The sequence below is a fragment of the Flavobacterium sp. ACN2 genome, from assembly GCF_002303885.1.
GTDB lineage: Bacteria > Bacteroidota > Bacteroidia > Flavobacteriales > Flavobacteriaceae > Flavobacterium.
The window spans coordinates 40,383-59,089 of sequence record NZ_MRCM01000015.1 but is presented as its reverse complement, the minus strand read 5'-3'; the positions used below and the strand labels follow the sequence as shown (position 1 = coordinate 59,089).

The window sequence follows — 18,707 nt, the reverse complement described above, 5'->3', positions numbered from 1 at the left end:
CAAATAAAATCAAGTCAAAGGATTAGAGAAATTCGTGAATTCGTGGCGAAAAAAACCTTGTAATTTGTGACAGATATTTGGCTATTTTAATCGTTTCTGTAATTGATAATCATACAAAGAAGGAATCTTCTCAATTGGCGTATTCAAAAATTCAATATACGGATCAATGTCGTATTTGATTTCAAATTTCGTATTTCCTTGAACACCAATGATTCTGGCTAAAGCGCCATCTTTCATTCCGTACAATAAAACTGGTTTTGATAGATCTGGATTTTCAACCTGAACATTCAGATTCCAAAACGTGCTGAAAGGACCGTGAGAAGGTTTCCAATAATCGGCTCCGCCTCCGCCAAATAAGGCGTAACTATTGTTTTTGTCGGCTTTTATGTGTACAGTAATATTATCAAATAAATTTTGATGATTGGCTCCTGAATGCTGATCTAGAAGTGGGTCAGTAAATATCTCGCAGTTTTGATACACATTTTTAGTTGCAAAAGTGTTGAAACTTAAAGGATGGACGGCAGAATTATAGATTTTGAGATTCTTAACCAAAATATTGTGCACGCCGCCTAAAGTTACGGTGTAATGCGATAAATGCGGTCCATCGGTTGTAATATCTTGAATGGTAACGTTAGCAACTTCTTCGGCTAAAATTCCGCTGTCGGCATTGGTGATTTTCACATCTTTAACCCAACTGTTGAAAAGACGAGTTAAGAAGATACCATTATTGCCAGGTTCTACGTGATGCGCGACTCTTGGAATATCAGGAAACGTAAAACGAAGATGCTCGATACCGACTTCGTTTAAATGTTTCCACTCAACCAATTGCGCCTGATAACTTGGCTTAATTGAAATGGTTAAAGGTGTTTTTAAAGTAATTTTTGAACCCGAAATTTTAGTGATTTCAACCTGCTGTCTCACAATGGGAAGTTTTGGAAATTTCCAATGATGCGAACCAGGTTTTACTTTTGCTCCTTGATATAAATCGTTGATGATTTCGCCATTTTCGCCATCTTTATTAAAAAGCTGCAATTCTACAACATCGCCGACTTTTAAACCTTTTATGTCAGAAACCGTAATAATATGTTCGCCCATTTTCCCCGAACTGACTTTCGCCAGCGGATTAGATTCTGGTTCGTATTTATCCAAATAGGATTTTACACGTTCGCCTGGAACCTGTGTCCAGATAAAACCTCCAGACCAAGCGTATTGCGAGAAAGGCAAATCGATATTGTTTTCAGGTTCGCGCTGTCTTTTGTCAAAAGTGGTTAAATATTCGCGAAGTTCAGCCAAAACATCAGAATCTTTAAGATACATCATCGGTCTTGGGCAGTAGATTTCAGTTCCGTTTTCGTTAGAACCTGTACCGCGAAGCACAAAATTGCTTCTTTCAATATAGAGTATTTCACTTAAGATAATGCGTCCAGCTGGCAATTGCAGAATGACATTTCCCTCAGCAGCATTCGCGGCTTTAAAGGCTTTTAAAAGCGCTTTTGAATCGTCTAAATCGTCATTTGCTTTTACGCCAAAATCAACTGCATTGATGACTTTTCCATTAGGTTCAGGAATCTGGCTTTCGCCGAAGTGATATCCTGCATAACTAAAATCTGGAAGATAATTGGTTTTTGAAGTAATAATTTTAGGTATTTCCTGTGCCAGTAAAGTGTTTATAAAAAAGCCACAGGATATAAGAATGGCTTGGCGAATCATGGTTTTGTGGTTTTTGTGGTTAGTTAGTTTTTTTGTTTTGCCACGAAGGCGCTAAGGCACGATTTTTTTTTAGCCACAGATTAAAAGGATTAAAAGGATTTTTTTTCACGCAGATTTGGCAGATTATAGCAGATTTTATTATGTATAAATTATCTGCGTTCATCTGCTTAAATCTTTTTAAATCTGCGTGAAACAAAAAAATAAAAAACTTTGCGTCTTAGCGCCTTAATGGCAAACAAAATTATAAAGATCGTTTGATCCCTAATTCAAGTCCGCGTAGTTCTGCTAAGCCTCTTAAACGGCCAATTGCAGAATACCCCGGATTTGTTTTTTTCTTCAAATCATCCAGCATTTGATGTCCGTGATCTGGGCGCATTGGTAGTTGAGTATTATTTCTTTTTTCAACTTCCAAAATGGCTTTTACAACTTCGTACATATCTACATCGCCTTCCAAATGATTTGCTTCGTAAAAACTTCCTTCTTCATCGCGCTGCGTGCTTCTTAAATGAATAAAATTCATTTTGTCGCCATGGCGTCTCACAATTCCAGGCAAATCATTATCGGCTCGAACACCATAAGAACCTGTACACATTGTAAATCCGTTTGATGGAGAAGGAGCGGCGTTCATTAATTCCATCAAATCTTCTTCGGTACTTACGACTCTTGGTAGACCTAAAATTGGGTAAGGAGGATCGTCTGGATGGATAGCCATCAAAACGCCTTTACTCTCAGCAACCGGAATAATTTCTTTCAGAAAATGAAAAAGATTATTCTTTAAAGCCTGTCTGTCAATATGATTATAAGCACTTAATGTTACTAGAAAATCTTCAACAGAATAAGCTTCTTCAGCCCCTGGAAGTCCAGCCAGAATGTTCTGCTGTAATTTTACTTTATCTTCGGCAGTCATGGCTTCAAAATAGCTTTTTGCTTTTTGTTTTTGTTCTTCAGAGTATTCGTTTTCTGCACCTGGTCTTTTTAAAATAAACAATTCAAAAGCAGCAAAAGCATTAATGTCAAAACGTAAAGCTTTTGATCCGTCTTCAACTGTATACGATAAATCGGTTCTTGACCAGTCTAAAACAGGCATAAAGTTGTAACAAACACATTTGATACCGCACAAAGCCAGATTGCGAATGCTTTCTTTATAATTTTCAATATATTGAAGATAATTTCCAATCTGTTTTTTAATGTCTTCATGGACCGGAATACTTTCTACAACCGACCAAGTTAACCCAGAAGCACCTTTTTTAGGATCACCGTTTTCGTGTTCGATTTCAACTTTTCGCTTAATGATCTCGTCAATACTCCAAACTTCTCCATTTGGAATGTGGTGTAATGCCGTTACAATTCCGGTTGCTCCGGTTTGTTTGATATCTTGTAAAGAAACAGGGTCATTTGGTCCGAACCATCTTAATGTTTGTTCCATTTTGTATTATGTTGTTTTGTGAATTAGTTTTTAAATACTCGTTGCAGCAAATCCGCCGTCAACTTTTAAGATAGTTCCAGTAACAAATTTTGACATATCGCTGCATAAAAATAAAAGCGCACCGTCAATATCTTCTGGAGTTCCAAATCTTCCCATTGGCGTATGATCGATAATTTTTTCACCTCTTGGAGTCAGTTTTCCTTCTGGAGTCAGTAATAAAGCGCGGTTTTGTTCGCCAATAAAGAACCCAGGAGAAATAGCATTTACACGAAGTCCTTCTCCATATTTTTGAGCCAGTTCCACTGCCATCCATTGTGTAAAATTGTCGATTGCCGCTTTTGAAGCAGAATAACCTACAACTCTTGTTAAAGGTCTTTGTGCCGAAGCCGATGAAATATTGATGATGTTTCCTGATTTCTGTTTGGCAAAAAGTTCGGCAAAAACCTGAGTTGGAAGCATTGTTCCGATAATATTTAAATCAATAACTTTTTGCAGATCATCGCTTTTCATATCATAAACCGCTTGATCAGGCTGAATGGTTGCGCCCGGCATATTTCCTCCGGCAGCATTAATTAGAATATCGAGACGTCCGTATCTTTCAACAATAAAATCTTTGGCTTTTTCTATTTCTTCTTTATTTAAAACATTCGCCTGAACTGCAAAACCTTGTCCGCCGTTTGCTTCTATGGCTTTTACTGTGTTTTCGGCTTTTTCCAATGATTGCGAAACGATTCCGACAATTACACCTTGTTGTGCCAAGGTATTTGCAAATCTGCTTCCTAGAACTCCAGCACCACCTGTTATTAAGGCAATTTTTCCTTGTAGATTGAATATTGAATCCATTTTAATTTTTAATTTTCAATACTTTAAATTCCAAATTCCAATTTGGAAATAAAGCACATTTTTGTATAATTAATTTTTACTTTTTTGATTTATTTAGCCCCATCAGTTCATATTGAGTTTGGAATTTGGGTTTTCAAATTTGGAATTTAACTTTTGATTGTTTCAATCAATTCCAAAACCCTTTTGGTTTCTTTTTCGATTGTCTCGTAAGCACCATATTCCATTACTTCTTTGCTAATTAATTTGCTTCCCATTCCCACAGCAGACACACCAGCGTTAAACCAAGTTTCGATATTTTGTTTAGTAGTATCAACACCTCCAGTTGGCATAAAAATTAAGTTTGGAAAAACATCTTTGATGGCACTCATAAAATCTGGACCTAAAATGTTTCCGGGGAAAAGTTTAATGAATTTTACTCCAGCATTTTCAGCAGCAATAATTTCAGTTGGCGTCATGCAGCCTGGAGCGTATAAAACTTCTTTAGAAATTAAAAACGAAGCAATTTCAGGAACAAATCCTGGGCTTATAAAAAAGTCGGCTCCAGTTAAATAATACGTTTCTGCTTGTGCTAAATTTTTGATGGTTCCAATTCCTAAAAGCATTCCTGGCATTTCAGCGTTTCTTACTTCAACCATTTTTTTGAAATTAGAAAGCGCTTCTGGACCGCGGCTTGTATATTCTACTGCTCTAATTCCAGAGTTATAAAGTGTTCTTAAAATCGTGATGCTTTTGCTTTCCTCTGCATTAAAATACAATGGAAGCATTCCTTGTTTTACAATGACATCAATCGAATTCTGAATAGTGCTCATGACTTATATTTTTACTTTAATAACGATTTTTTTCAGTGTTCCTTCACCAATCATTGCGGTGTGAACATCTTCTGGAAAAAGAATGGCGAATTGTTTTTCCTGCATTTCAAAAAAAGTATCTGGTGCATCATGGAAAAATCTAACGTCTCTTTCATCGCTGTAGTCGCCATTCGGATTCACGCATTTTTCTCTTGGTTTCCATGCAAAAGTTTCAGGTCCTTTAATCGAAATTTGAATATCGATGTTTTTATCATGACATTCAAATCCTTTTACGGCTTCTTCTTTTGTATTTCCTTGTCCAACAATTACAATTAGTTTTAAACCTTCTCCAATTTCAAAAGCACCTTCTTCTAGATTGGCAATGTCATTTTGATTTACATAATCAAAAGCTTTTTTGAAATTTGGATGCAGACCGTAGTATTTTGGTGCATTTTGTAATGAGTCTAGTATCATTTTAATTGATTATTATTTTTATTTTTCAGTGTTATATGTATATTTGCGTGTACGCACACGGTGTTTTACAAATGTATGCAAAAAGTGATGTAAAACAACTTATTTTTAATAAAATAAATTAATTTTACCCGACTGCTTTTATTTTTTTAACTTAAAAAGAATCAATATCATAACAATTAAAAAAATTGCCGAACTAGCTAATATTTCTGCCGGAACCGTCGACAGGATTATACACAAACGCGGACAAGTAGCGCAGGAAACCGTAGATAAGGTGAATGCAATAATTGAAGAGTTTGGTTATACCCGAAATATTTTGGCAAGTAATCTGGCACTGAATAAAAAGTTTCATTTTGCAGTTTTCCTTCCAAAATCGGAAACTTTGGAATATTGGAAAAGTCAAACGGACGGAATAGAAAAAGCAGCTTTGGAATTCAGTAAATTCGGAATTGTATTGGATTATTTTTTCTACGATTATAATTTGGCATCGTTTAAAGAATCGGCTCAAAAAGTATTGGAATTTGATTGCGATGGTTTATTGTTTGCACCAATTTTTTACGAAGATTCTGTTCAGTTTTTAAAGGAATATGAAAAAAAGAATATTCCGATTGTGATGATCGATTCGAATATTTCTGAAGAAAACGAACATGCTTATGTAGGGCAAGATGCTTTTCAGAGCGGATATTTAGCTGGAAGATTAATTAGTTTTGCCGTAAAAAATGAGCGACAAGTTTTAATTTTTAAGATTACTAGAGAAATCGAAAGCACTTCTGTGTATCAGCAACGTATAAAAGGTTTCTATTCGTATTTTCAAGACCATGATGAATTGACCAATTTTAAATTTTCTGAATTTACCTTAAAAGATTCCGGAATCGATCAATTGAGTTTAGAAATGTTTTCGGGTGTAAACAGCGTTTTTGTACCCAATTCTCGAGCGTATATTGTTGCCGAGTTTTTAGAAAAAAACAATATAAAAGGTGTTCGAATTATTGGTTTTGATTTGCTGAAAGAGAATATCGAATATTTAAACAAAGGCGTAATTGATTTTTTAATCAATCAAAGACCCGAAGATCAAGGTTATATGGGTATTAATTATTTGTATAAGAAATTGGTTCTGCAAGAAGAGACGGAGCGAACGCATTATATTCCGTTAGAAATTATTTTGAAGGAGAATTATTTTCCTGTTAAGCGATAGTTTTTTTGCCGCTACGGCACTAAGTTTTTTTAGTTTTACCTTTTAATCTCGCAAAGCCGCAGAGACGCAAAGTTTTTTGTTTCACGCAGATTTAAAAAGATTTAGGCAGATTTGTTTTAAATTAAAATCTAAATTAAATCTGCTATAATCAGCAAAATCTGCGTGAAATAAAATCATTTTAATCCTTTAATCTGTGGCCTAAAAACTTTCGTGTCCTAGCGCTTTAGTGGCAAAAATAATTATTTCTTCACCTTCACAATCAAAGGATTATTAATCTTGTCAGCAAAAGAGCTCAAATATTTTTCCCATTCCTGTTTAGTTTGAAACGGACTTCCTTTTTTCCATCCAAAGCCAACATAATAAATAGCTTTATTATTCTTAACGGCAATATTTCCGTACAGATTACTTAGATCTTTTTCGTCTGTTACATGATTGTCAAAACTGATTAAATTGCCTTCTGGAACAACCAATCCTGTGCCAATTTCAGAATCATCGATTGGCTCCCAATAACTTAGCCAGCCTTCTTTTACATTTGTTCCGATTGTTCCTTTTTTATCATGAAGTGTTAATCCGGCAGCAATTTGCTTGGTTCTCGTAATATTGATTTCAAAGCGAGAAAGCTGACTTCCGTAATCTAAACTGATTAATTTCGATTCCGTTATTTTATTGCCTTTTGCATCCCAATCGGCATAAGTCAGAATAAAACTCGTTCTGATTGGACCCATTGTAATAGTTTTCCAGCTGATGAAATTTTTAGAAAAATAATATTTTCCATCAACATTTACAGCAATTCCACCCACACCGCGGCTGTCACCTACATGAAAGTTGTCTAAACCTTCGCCGGTATCTTTATGATACGTTCCGGTTCCGTTTGTGGCTTTTTCATACCATTTATTAATGATTGGATAATCTACTCTTTTTAGCCAAGCATCGATTCCGCTAGTTAGAGTACCTCCAGGAATTTTATCTTCAACCATTTTTTGAGCCACTGGCCCGTAAGTTCTAAAAGCTACTTTATTGTTTTCCCACGCATAGTCATCTGTACGTTCTGGAACAAAACGAGAATAGCAGCTAACTACTTTTGAAGCATTTGGATTTGTTCCAACTAATACTTCAAAATCCTGTTTAGAAGCAGCTTTGATTTTTGGCTGAAAAAGCAAAACATCTGCATTTCCGTCGCCATCATTATCTACGGTTTGAGTTTCTAAGAAAGTATTACTGCTAATGTCTTTTACAGCATAGTTTTCAAGTTTCGAATCGGTATTTAATCCAAGTGACTTTTTAGTCAATTCGATGGTTTCAAATTCTCTGTCAACTTTTAAAGAGTTAGAAATTGTGATGATTTTATTCTGAGAAAAAGCAGCAAAATTGGCTGTCAGAATGGTTATGATAAAAAGATGTTTTTTCAAAATTTTGAGGGTTTACTATTTTTTAAAATTAGGTTTGATAGAATTATAAAAGTACAAATCAAAACTTAAATAAAAATACAGAATTGGAGTAATTCTGTACAGAAGTTTGAAAATGAGCAGAAAAGCTTTATCAAGAAAATAGATTATTTTCCGTAATTTACATTTCCTGATTTTGAGTTCGGGAAGAATTTATAAATAAATGAAAATCAACAGAAATGGTTAAATGCATAATTTTCGATTGTGACGGAGTATTGGTCGATACTGAGAAAATCGGTAACCGAATATTGTTGTCAATGGCGCAAGAACACGGATTCGAAATGGAATTGGAAGATGCGTATCGTTATTTTAATGGCCGAAATCTCAAAGATTGTTTCAGACATATTGAAGAAGCAATTGATCAGAAACTTCCAGAAAATTTTGAAACAGAATATCGCGAAAAGAGTTTTGAAGCTTTTAAAACTCAGGTAAAACCAATGGAAGGAATTGTTGATTTTATCGAAAATATCGAAAAATTAAAAATTCCATATTGCGTTGCCTCTAGCGGACCAGTAGATAAAATTCGTTTGAATCTTGAAGTTGCTGGATTGCTGGATAAATTCGAAGATAGAATATTTAGTTCGTATCAAATTGGAAGCTGGAAACCAGAACCTGGAATATTTCTTCACGCTGCAGCAGTAATGGGTTTTGAGGTAAAAGAGTGTATTGTGGTTGAAGACAGTAAAGCGGGCGTTAAGGCTGGAGTGAGTGGCGGATTTAAAGTTTATGGTTTTGCAAATGGTTTCAATAATGAAGATTTAGAAGAAGAAGGAGCAGAGCTTTTTAGCTCTTATGAAGAATTAAGCGAAAAACTTGGAGTTTAAGGTTTGTTTTGTTTTGTTTCAAGTTTCAAGTTTGAGGTTTCAAGTTAAACCCGACAGGTTTTTAAAACCTGTCGGGTTTGTTGTAAGAAGCGGATTTGTTTTTACGATTAAATTATTCCGTTAGGAATATCTGGTTGGTAGAAAAATAAAAACGCATTTGCATAGTGTCCTGTAGGGACACCTGTTTTGTGAAATGAATTTTATTTGCGTATTCAAACGTTCCTACGGAACGTGTACCTCTGAATCTAATTAAAAAATCTACCAACCAGACATTCCTACGGAATGAATAACATCTTTTTGAACCTTGACAAAGTTTAATTATCTAATTGGCAAATTTTCTAATTATCAAATTCTCTCATTAAAATGTAATTTGTTGCATTAAAATAAATTTTTATATATTTGAGTTTCGACATTCTCTTTTTTGATTTGGTAATATTGAATAATTGTTATTACTACATTTAAAAAGAAATGTTTTTTGTCCTAAAAAATGATTTTTCCCAAAGGATCTTTTTTAGGAAGTGATTTCCCAAAGTCGCTGCATTAACCTACAGACCGCACAAAAATGACGAAACTTAAAATCAAGATTTTATTTCTATTACTGTTATTTATTTCTCCAATTATCAATTCCCAAATCAAAAAGATTGGAGTTCCCTTTATAGCTAATTATAGCCCGAAGACCTATAAAGCTGCATCAGAAAATTGGGATGTTTTGCAAGATTCCAAAGGCATGATGTTTTTTGCCAATCATTTTGGTATTATGCAATTCGACGGTGTGCGTTGGGCTATTGTGACACAGCCAGAAAACCGAAGCATGGTGCGGTCGATGACAATTGATAAAAGCGATAAAATGTATGTGGGTGCGCAAGGTGATTTCGGGTTTGTGATTCAGCTTCCAAATGGGCAATATCAATATACTTCTTTAGTAAAATTGCTTCCTAAATCGGCTCGAAATTTTGGGGATGTACTTCATACGGTCATTCGAAATAATGAAGTTATTTTTTTCTCTTACGAAAGGATTTTTATTTACAAAAACAATACAATCAAGGTAATTAATGCCAAAACCTCTTTTGATGATTTCTTCGAAGTGGGAAAAGAAATCTATGTTACAAACAATGAAAAAGGATTATTAAAGCTGAAAGGAAATGAATTAATTCCAGTTGTAAATAGCCAGCAGTTTGTTGGATTGCAGGTTCGAAAGATTTTTCAAACCAAAAATGGACTTTTAGTATTAACTCAAAAAAATGGCCTTTTTATCTTCGATGGAGAACAGATTAAACCATTTATAACCGAAGTTGATCCTTTATTAAAACAAAATCAGATTTCGGCAGGAATTGAACTTTCGGACGGTTATTTAGGAATTGGAACCCGTCAATCGGGGTTGATAGTTATTGATAGTGAAGGATATTTGATTCAGCATATTGACAAACAAATGGGACTTCAAAACGAATATGTTACCAATTTTAAAATCGATGCGGAAGGCAATCTTTGGGTCACGCTCAAAGGCGGAATTTCATTAATTCAGATTTCATCTCCTTTATCCAAAATTATAGATAGTTCTAATTCTGAAACCAAAATTTACTGCAGTCAGATTTACCAGAATAAATTGTATATCGGCACAGACAATGGTGTATTTTGGCTCGATTGGGAAGCTTATAAAAGTGGAAAAAGAGAAAATGTAACGTTTCAGTATGTTTCTGGAATGTCTGAAAATGTTTGGAATATTGGTGTTTTTGGCAATTCGTTGTTAGCATTTGAAAAAAATGGCATATTTGAAATCAGTAGAAATTCCGCGAAAGCGTTAGCCAAAATTGATGGTGCTTGGCAAGGAATCCTAATCCCGAATCATCCTGATTTGCTTCTTGTTGGCGGTTATACTGGATTGTATCTTTTAAAACAAATAAACGGTTCGTGGGTTTTTCAGCATCGAATAAAAGGGTTTGAAGAAAGCAGTAGAATAATGGAAACCGATAAACAAGGAAACATTTGGATTGCGCACGGCTACAAAGGAATTTATAAATTGAAATTTAATGCAGTATATGATTCGGTTATTGATATTCAGTTTTATAATGATAAAAATGGATTTCCGTCGAGTTTGTTTTTGAATACCTTTAAAATCGATAATCAGATTTTGTTTGGAACCACAAAAGGCGTTTACAGACAAGATGTATCTTCAAAAAAAATGATTCCAGATCCTGTTTTCAAGAAATATCTGGGATTAGAAAATCATATCCGATTATTAAAACCAGATCAGCAGGATAATATATGGTACATTTCTGGTGAAAATACAGGAAAAATGAGCAAACAGAAAAACGGAAGTTTCAAGACAGAAGAACTTCCCTTTCGAAAACTTCGATACCTATATGTTCCTGGATTTGAAAATATACAGACGACAAAAAGCGGTGATGTGTTTTTTGGAACGCAAGAAGGTTTGATTCATTATAGTGCCATTAAAAACAAAAAATATCAAACGAAATATAAAGCGGTTATTTCAGAGGTAAAATGCATTTTTCCGAAAGATAGTCTGTTGTTTTCTAGCCGTTATGATGTTCTTCCAAATAAAACGGGATCGGTAAACGATAAATTTTCGACCGTATTAGCGTATTCTAACAATGCGCTTCATTTTTCTTTTGCATCACTTTGTTTTGAAGACGCCGATGCAACAAAATACGAATATTGGCTGGAGGGTTTTGAGCCAACATGGTCAGATTACAGTCTTCAGACCGAAAAAGAATATACCAATTTGCCTGAAAACGAATATGTTTTTCATGTTAGAGCAAAAAATATGTATGATGTGGTCAGCGAAGAAGCTGTTTTTCGATTTGAAGTTTTACCGCCTTGGTACAGAACTTTTTGGGCTTACTTATTTTATTTTGTGCTTTATAGTGTTGTAATTTATTTAATTGTGAGATATCAGAAATCTGTTGCTGAGCGTCAACGCCGTCAATTAATAGAGAATCAGGAAAGAGAATTGCTTCGAAGCCGTGCAGAACTTAACGAACAGAAACTGACATTCGAACAACAGAATATGGCTATTGTGCGAGAGAATCTCGAAACGACAATAAATCTTAAAAATGCTAAAGTAGCTTCAAATACAGTCAATTTGATTCATTTAAATGAAATTCTACTTTCTATTAAAGAATTGATCGGACAGATTGATAAGAAGAATGATCCGAATGTAAATTTCAGCCTGCTGACGAAAATCAATAAATTGATTGACCACGAATTGCAGGGAGACAAACATTGGAATGAATTTGAAGAAATCTTTAATCAATTGCATGATAATTTTATGCAGCGATTAAAATCGAGTTATCCAGAATTGACTCCGCGCGATATGCGATTGTGTGCGTATTTGCGAATGAACTTCAATACAAAAGAAATTGCTCCGCTTTTAGGAATTTCTGTTCGTGGTGTTGAAGATACCCGTTATCGCATTCGTAAAAAATTGCAGCTTCCATCAGATACAAACATCACCGAATTTATTCTCAATTTTTAATTTTTCTCATTTAAGTGAAATTTTAAGTGATTTTATGCATTTCATCGATGATTTGTTACATTTCTTCGATAGTACCGTAGTCAAACCGTACTCAAAAATGTAAGTCTTGCCTGATTTTTTAGTTAATATTGCTTTGTTATTGTCGGAAAATACAAACTATTTTTTTTAAATGGTTTTTATTGAAGAAATAACATTTACTAACTAAAACCTATTTAAAATGAAGCAAAAAGACTTTTTTTTCGGCCGACCACCGAAAAGTAATTCCTATTTATTAAAACAATTTTGTGTGGCAGTTTTATTTCTACTGCTGCCATTTCTTAAAACTCAAGCCCAATGTAATACATTGGTCTGGTCTGATGAATTTAATGGCACTACGGTAGATTTGACCAAATGGCAAAGCATTTCAGGAAATGGCTGTCCGTCGCTCTGCGGATTTGGAAATGCCGAGGCACAGCGCTATGATCCGAATCAGGCGACAATTGTAAAAGAAGGTGCAAACAGTTATTTGAACATTCAGGCAAAGTATGAGCCGAGCGCTTCATTCCCAGATCAGCCGTATGCTTCTTCAAAATTAACTACAGAAGGAAAATATTCTCTAAAATATGGAAGGGTTGAAGCCCGTATGAAGTTATCTAACGGACAAGGCGCGTGGCCCGCTTTTTGGATGCTTCCTGTAAACGGAAACTGGCCGTTTACCGGTGAAATTGATATTATGGAAGCCAAACACAGAAATCCGCAATCTGTAGACGGAACGATTCATTATGATGGAAACGGATATCATTTTACGGGTAGAAGCTATAGTTCTCCAACAGATTTATCTTCAGATTTTCACGTTTATGCGGTAGAATGGGGACCAAATTTTATCAAATGGTTTGTTGATGATGTTTTATTTCATACAGCAACTCCAAATACGACCGTTAATGGCGGATGGCCTTTTAACGATAGTCAGTTTTATATCATTTTAAACCTTGCTGTTGGTAGCGCAGGAACGCCTTATACCAGTGTAAATGGAGCGGGAGTAGCGCCAGTTCCAGGTGATTTCCCAGCAAAATTACAAGTCGATTATGTTCGTGTTTACGATGGGAGTTTTAAATATGCGGTAGCAGGAGATAACAAAGTTTACCAAAATGAAACTAGTAAAACCTATTCTGTAAATGCAATTGCGGGGGCGACCTATAACTGGACAGTTCCAGCAGGCGCAACAATTGCATCAGGGCAGGGAACAAATTCGATTACTGTAAATTGGGGAACTTCTGGAGGAGATGTTTCTGTAGCTGCAACGGTTTCTGGCTGTAATGTCAATACTTACAAACTTGCCGTTACAACCGAACCAGCATTGCCAGTTGAAAAAATACATGAAGATTTCCAGAGTAATCGAAATGTATTGTATCCTGTAAAAACGGGAGTTTTGACAGAAGCTGTTGCGAATCCTTCGGCTACAGGAATTAACACTTCTGCTTTGGTTGGAAAATACGTTCGAAATTCAAGTGAATTGTACGATGTTTTGAATATCAGAAATGTAACCATTACCAATGCGAACGATTATGTTTACGGAAGAAAAAGACTTTCGTTTGATATTTATACTTCGGCTCCTGTTGGAACAAAAATTTCGATGCAGTTAGAGAACAGCAATGTTACGACGGCAACCAATTATCCGTCAGGAAGACATAGCGGTTTTAAAGCTACTACAACAGTTCAGAACAAATGGGAAACAATTGAATTTGAATTTGAAAAAGTAATCGATCCAAATACGAGCGCATTAGCGATTAATAATGTTGTAATTCTTTTTGAATCGAATTCTAATTCTGGAGCGACATATTATTTTGATAATCTGCTAACAAAAGCAGCGCCAGAGAAACCGATTATTGCCACAGATGTTTTGCAAAATTATGATGGAGCAAATAAAATTATAAAAGGAACTACAACGGGAACGTATTCTGTTGTGGCAAATCCGGGTTCTAATTCTGTTAACTCATCTGCAAATGTGGCGAAGTACGTTCGAAATGCATCTGAGCAATACGATGTACTTTTTTTTAATACACAAACTTCAATTGAAGATGCAGGATTATTCAAAAGTCAGACCAATAAAATTATGATTGATGTTTATACAACGGCGCCAATTGGTACGGTTGTAAGCATGAATTTTGAAAATAGTGCGACTTCGCTTCCAGCCAATTATCCGACAGGAAGAAATAGTAGTTACGTAGCCATTACAACCAAACAAAACCAATGGGAAACATTAACTTTCTACTATAATTCCAGTCCGGATGCTGGAACTTCGAATCTGGCAGTGAATCAAATGGTTTTATTGTTCAATTCGGGTTCGTACACAAGCGATACATATTATTTTGATAATATTAGAATTGGATCGACTAAGCTTCCAGATAGTTTTACGCCTGGCGTAGTGTATGAAGATTATCAAACGATTCACAATATTACGTTTAGAGATGCTATTGGAACGTATACAGCAAACACAGCAAATCCAAATGCAAGCGGAATCAATACTTCTTCGAATGTTGGAAAATACGTTCGTAAATCAACGGAGTTGTATGATAATTTCTCGTTCAACACGACTTTAAACAACATAGGTGATTTTAAAGCGGGAACAAGAAAGTTTGCAATGGATGTTTACACTTCTGCGCCAGTTGGATCTATTATTTCTTGGCAGGCAGAAAGCAGCGCTTCGGTTCCGTCCAATTATCCTGTTGGAAGACACAGTATTTATCAGGGAGTTGTAAAACAAAGTAACGCTTGGCATACCATAACTTTTACCTATGTAAGCACGCCAGACGCTTCGACTCCAGATAATGATGTAAACCGTTTTGTTTTCTTGTTTGAACCGGGAACCAATTCTGGAAATACCTATTATTTTGATAACCTGAGAGCTTTAAATTTAGTCTCTACAGAAACTCCAAATGTGAATTTAGCTTTGGCTAAAACAGCAACGGCTTCGACATTAGAAAATGCGACTTTTACTGCAAACCAAGCAACAGATGGAGATGGAGGTACAAGATGGGCGAGTTCTTTTGCCAATGCAACCGAATGGATTTATGTGGATTTAGGAAGCAATTATACACTTAACAGAGTAGTTTTAAAATGGGAAGCTGCTTATGCAACTCAATATAAAATACAGCTTTCAACTGACAATGTTTTTACAGAAAATGAAACCATCAGTACACAAACGGCAAGCGATGGCGGAACGGATGATTTAGCGGTAAGCGGAACAGGAAGATATCTTCGCATTTTATGTACAGCAAAAGCTTTGGCTCCTTACGGATATTCATTGTATGAAATTGAAGCTTACGGATCTTCGTCAACGGCTAGAATGGCTTTGAATGTTGCCGAAGAGCCTCAGGAAGAAGAAACTGTTTTTGCCGTCTATCCGAATCCGACAACAAACTATGTTCAAGTTTCATCTCCTGAAAACTTAGACAATAAAGTGATCACTATTTATGATAACTCTGGAACTTTGATTTTACAGAATAAACCTCAAGGAAATGAAAGTGTAATTGACGTGAGTAAACTTCGCAGAGGAATCTACATTCTGAACTTCAAATCAGATCAAAAAAGTTGGAGTAAGAAGTTGATTAAGAAATAATTTTTAAATCCGTTGGGTGCAATTCAAGGAGGGCAGACCAATTGCACCTGGCGGAATTATTTAGTCATTTTCAAATGACTTCAGTTTTAGAATCTAATTATTATGTAACCCCAAAATTATTTAGATATGAATAAAATTAGACTTCAAAGATTTTCTTTTTTGATGACACTTTTTTTAGTGTTTTCAAGCCTAATGCATGCTCAAGGGCCTGTACCATTTACGATTAGTAATAATTCGACATTTGCAGACAGCGACCTATATGTTGCCATTGTAGGAATCGATTATACTACAGGAAATCACGTTTGGGTCAATGCCAAGACAAGTCAGGTTTTGCCCATGAATGCTTCTTATAATACCGTTACAGGACCCACTTATGGCGGAAACACAGGGCCAGGACAAAACTCAAAATATGCCGCATGTTTTACAAAACTGAGTGAAATTCCAAACAAAACCTTCACTTTGCCATTAATTGCTGGGTGTCGAGTTTTTATTTCAAAAGGTTCACAATTGTACTTTTACTTTTTTGGAGCAAGCGGAGCACCTTCGGGATATGCATCGCCAAATCCGCAGAACGCAACAGATCCAAATCAGGGAATTTTGTATGAAATGATCGAATTGACTAATAATCAATATGGTTTCTTCGGAAATCCAACAAGAGTCGATTCATATAAATATCCAATGGGATTGGAATTGTTTGGTGCCAACGGATATCAAAAGAAGGTGGGAGATTTAAAAAAGCATGCAGATATTGTTGCAGCTTTTAAAGCGAATGTTCCAGCAGAATTTCAAGGCTGTGTCAATGATGCAACTGGAGAAATTACCGCTCCTTCTAAAACAGCTACTTATGCTGAAGGATCAGGACCATACGCTAATTATTTAAAATCATATATCGATGCGATTTGGAATAAATACAAAAATGAAGACTTGATCTTTTATGCAGGAGATGCGGGAGTTTTTAAAGGAAGAGTTATTGGAGAACAATTAGAAATGGTGGGACAATCTGGTGCTTTTGTCGGAAGAACTGGACGTGTTCAAAATAGGCCAACAACGCAAGAAGCACTTGAAGGAAAAGGTGTTTTGGACAGAAGATTGGTTGATGGAGATTTAGACTTAGTAATTCAGGCTCAGTTAACAGCAGCGATCAACCGACATGTGGTAAATACTACAACAGCAAATCCGCAACAGCAAAATTGGTACGATGCATCGAAATATTATCAAGTAAATCCAACCAATCATTATTCTAAATTCTGGCATTTACCAGGAATTAATATTGATAATTTGGCTTACGGATTTGCGTATGATGACGTTGCCGATCAGTCGCCATCGCTTCATTCGCCACAGCCAACAAAAGTCATTGCTACATTTGGAGGTTATTATGGACTTACTACTCCTTCAGTTCCAGCTACAACAGATGTAATCACTGTTTATAAAGATTGTAACTACACAGGTTTTTCTGGCGGATTAACGATTGGAGATTATAATCTGGCTCGTTTAAATTCTTTAGGAGTTTTAAATGATGATATTTCTTCGCTTAAAATTACTCCCGGTTATCAGGCGATTTTATATCAAGATGATAATTTCGGCGGAGCTTCAACTGTAATCAATTCTGATAATTCTTGTTTGAATACCACTTGGAATGATAAAGTAAGTTCAATCAGAATTATTGCAAACGGAACGACAACTTTAGGAAACCAGACTTTCTTTCTTCAAAACAGAAACAGCGGATTATATATGGATGTTTGGAATTCGAGTATGTCAAACGGAGCAGGAATCAATCAAGGCGCTTTGAATTCTGGAAATAATCAGAAATTTACTTTCACGCATTTAGGTGATGGAATGTATAAAATCATTGCCAACCACAGCGGAATGTCAATGGACATTAATAACTTCAATAAAGCAAATGGCGCAAGAGTAGAACAGTATCCATACAATGCTACAACAAATCAGCAGTTTATTTTGGTTGCTACAGGCGATGGCTATTATAAAATTGTGGCCCGTCATAGCGGAAGAATTGTTGAGGTGGCAGGAGCTAGTACCGCTTCTGGAGCAATTGTACAGCAATGGGATAACAACAATCAAACTTGCGGACAATGGAAGTTGGTTCCAGCAACTAGTTCTCAAACTTCTGTATTGATTCAGGCAGAAGATTATTCAGCAATGAGCGGTATTCAAGTTGAAGCGACTACCGATACAGGTGGAGGCTCAAACGTTGGTTATACAGAAACAGGGGACTGGCTGGCGTATAACAATATTAATTTCCCAACAACTGGTTCTTATTTAATTGAATATCGGGTAGCAAGCGGTGTTACGGGAGGAAGATTATCTTCTGATTTGAATGCTGGAGCTGTCGTTTTAGGAAATGTTGATATTCCGAATACGGGAGGTTGGCAAAATTGGCATACCGTTTCGCAGACTGTAAATGTAAATGCAGGAACATATAATTTCGGAATCTACATTCAGAATACAGGAATGAATATCAACTGGATTAAAATTACAAAAGTAGTAGGAGGAACAGCAAGAATGGCTTCAGTTGAAACTCTTGAAGAACCAGAAGAAGCTGTTTTAAATGTTTATCCAAGTCCAGTTGAAAATACGTTGTATGTAACAACAGATCTTTCTGGAGGAAGCGTAAAAATAGTCGATTCACAAACAGGATCTACTGTAGCATCTCAAAAAATCAACAACAATAGTTTTGATGTTTCGCATCTTAGAAAAGGAATCTATTTTATAGTTTTTGAAAAAGATGGCAAACAAACCATCAAACGATTCATAAAGAAATAGTTTAGATTAAAGTGATTTTAGATTGCAGATTTTAGATTTTAGATTATTTTGAAATCACTTGTACACTATCCTAGTTGGGATTTGGCAAAGCCAAATCCCAATCTAAAATCTAAATAGAAAGTACTCAAATAAC

11 protein-coding genes are annotated in these 18,707 nt (G+C 35.5%); 5 read left to right on the top strand and 6 right to left on the bottom strand.

Annotated features, from left to right (window positions below; genetic code table 11):
- Positions 1-81: 81 nt before the first annotated feature.
- The 5 genes from BSF41_RS17280 to BSF41_RS17260 form a co-directional block, all read right to left on the bottom strand.
- Positions 82-1,710 (bottom strand): right-handed parallel beta-helix repeat-containing protein, encoded by a 1,629-nt coding sequence (locus BSF41_RS17280; protein ID WP_095930749.1) that lies wholly within the window; start codon positions 1,708-1,710, stop codon positions 82-84.
- A gap of 241 nt (positions 1,711-1,951) precedes the next feature.
- The gene (gene uxuA, locus BSF41_RS17275) at positions 1,952-3,136 is read right to left on the bottom strand and encodes a mannonate dehydratase (RefSeq protein ID WP_095930748.1); all 1,185 of its coding nucleotides are present in this window, start codon (positions 3,134-3,136) and stop codon (positions 1,952-1,954) included.
- 30 nt (positions 3,137-3,166) lie between these two features.
- Positions 3,167-3,979: an SDR family oxidoreductase gene (locus BSF41_RS17270; protein ID WP_095930747.1), complete on the bottom strand. Its 813-nt coding sequence runs from the start codon at positions 3,977-3,979 to the stop codon at positions 3,167-3,169.
- Between the two features lie 146 nt (positions 3,980-4,125).
- Positions 4,126-4,788 (bottom strand): bifunctional 4-hydroxy-2-oxoglutarate aldolase/2-dehydro-3-deoxy-phosphogluconate aldolase, encoded by a 663-nt coding sequence (locus tag BSF41_RS17265; protein ID WP_095930746.1) that lies wholly within the window; start codon positions 4,786-4,788, stop codon positions 4,126-4,128.
- Between the two features lie 3 nt (positions 4,789-4,791).
- Positions 4,792-5,241: a YhcH/YjgK/YiaL family protein gene (locus BSF41_RS17260; protein WP_095930745.1), complete on the bottom strand. Its 450-nt coding sequence runs from the start codon at positions 5,239-5,241 to the stop codon at positions 4,792-4,794.
- A 121-nt stretch (positions 5,242-5,362) separates the two neighbouring features.
- On the opposite strand from BSF41_RS17260, the gene BSF41_RS17255 reads away from it, so the two are divergent.
- Entirely contained in the window at positions 5,363-6,433 is a 1,071-nt protein-coding gene (locus BSF41_RS17255) for a substrate-binding domain-containing protein (protein WP_371611530.1), read from the top strand.
- A gap of 239 nt (positions 6,434-6,672) precedes the next feature.
- On the opposite strand, the gene BSF41_RS17250 is transcribed toward BSF41_RS17255, so the two are convergent.
- Entirely contained in the window at positions 6,673-7,842 is a 1,170-nt protein-coding gene (locus BSF41_RS17250; protein ID WP_095930743.1) for a DUF4861 family protein, read from the bottom strand.
- 215 nt (positions 7,843-8,057) lie between these two features.
- Between BSF41_RS17250 and BSF41_RS17245 the strand changes: the two genes are divergently transcribed.
- The 4 genes from BSF41_RS17245 to BSF41_RS17230 all read left to right on the top strand — a co-directional run bounded on the left by BSF41_RS17245 (position 8,058) and on the right by BSF41_RS17230 (position 18,574).
- Entirely contained in the window at positions 8,058-8,702 is a 645-nt protein-coding gene (locus BSF41_RS17245; protein ID WP_095930742.1) for an HAD family phosphatase, read from the top strand.
- A gap of 562 nt (positions 8,703-9,264) precedes the next feature.
- Positions 9,265-12,195, top strand: coding sequence for a triple tyrosine motif-containing protein (locus tag BSF41_RS17240; protein WP_095930741.1), 2,931 nt, complete (start codon positions 9,265-9,267; stop codon positions 12,193-12,195).
- A 286-nt stretch (positions 12,196-12,481) separates the two neighbouring features.
- On the top strand, positions 12,482-15,793 hold the full coding sequence (locus BSF41_RS17235; RefSeq protein ID WP_253251848.1) for a family 16 glycosylhydrolase: 3,312 nt from the start codon (positions 12,482-12,484) through the stop codon (positions 15,791-15,793).
- A gap of 126 nt (positions 15,794-15,919) precedes the next feature.
- Entirely contained in the window at positions 15,920-18,574 is a 2,655-nt protein-coding gene (locus tag BSF41_RS17230) for a beta-1,3-glucanase family protein (protein WP_095930739.1), read from the top strand.
- The last annotated feature ends 133 nt before the right edge of the window (positions 18,575-18,707 follow it).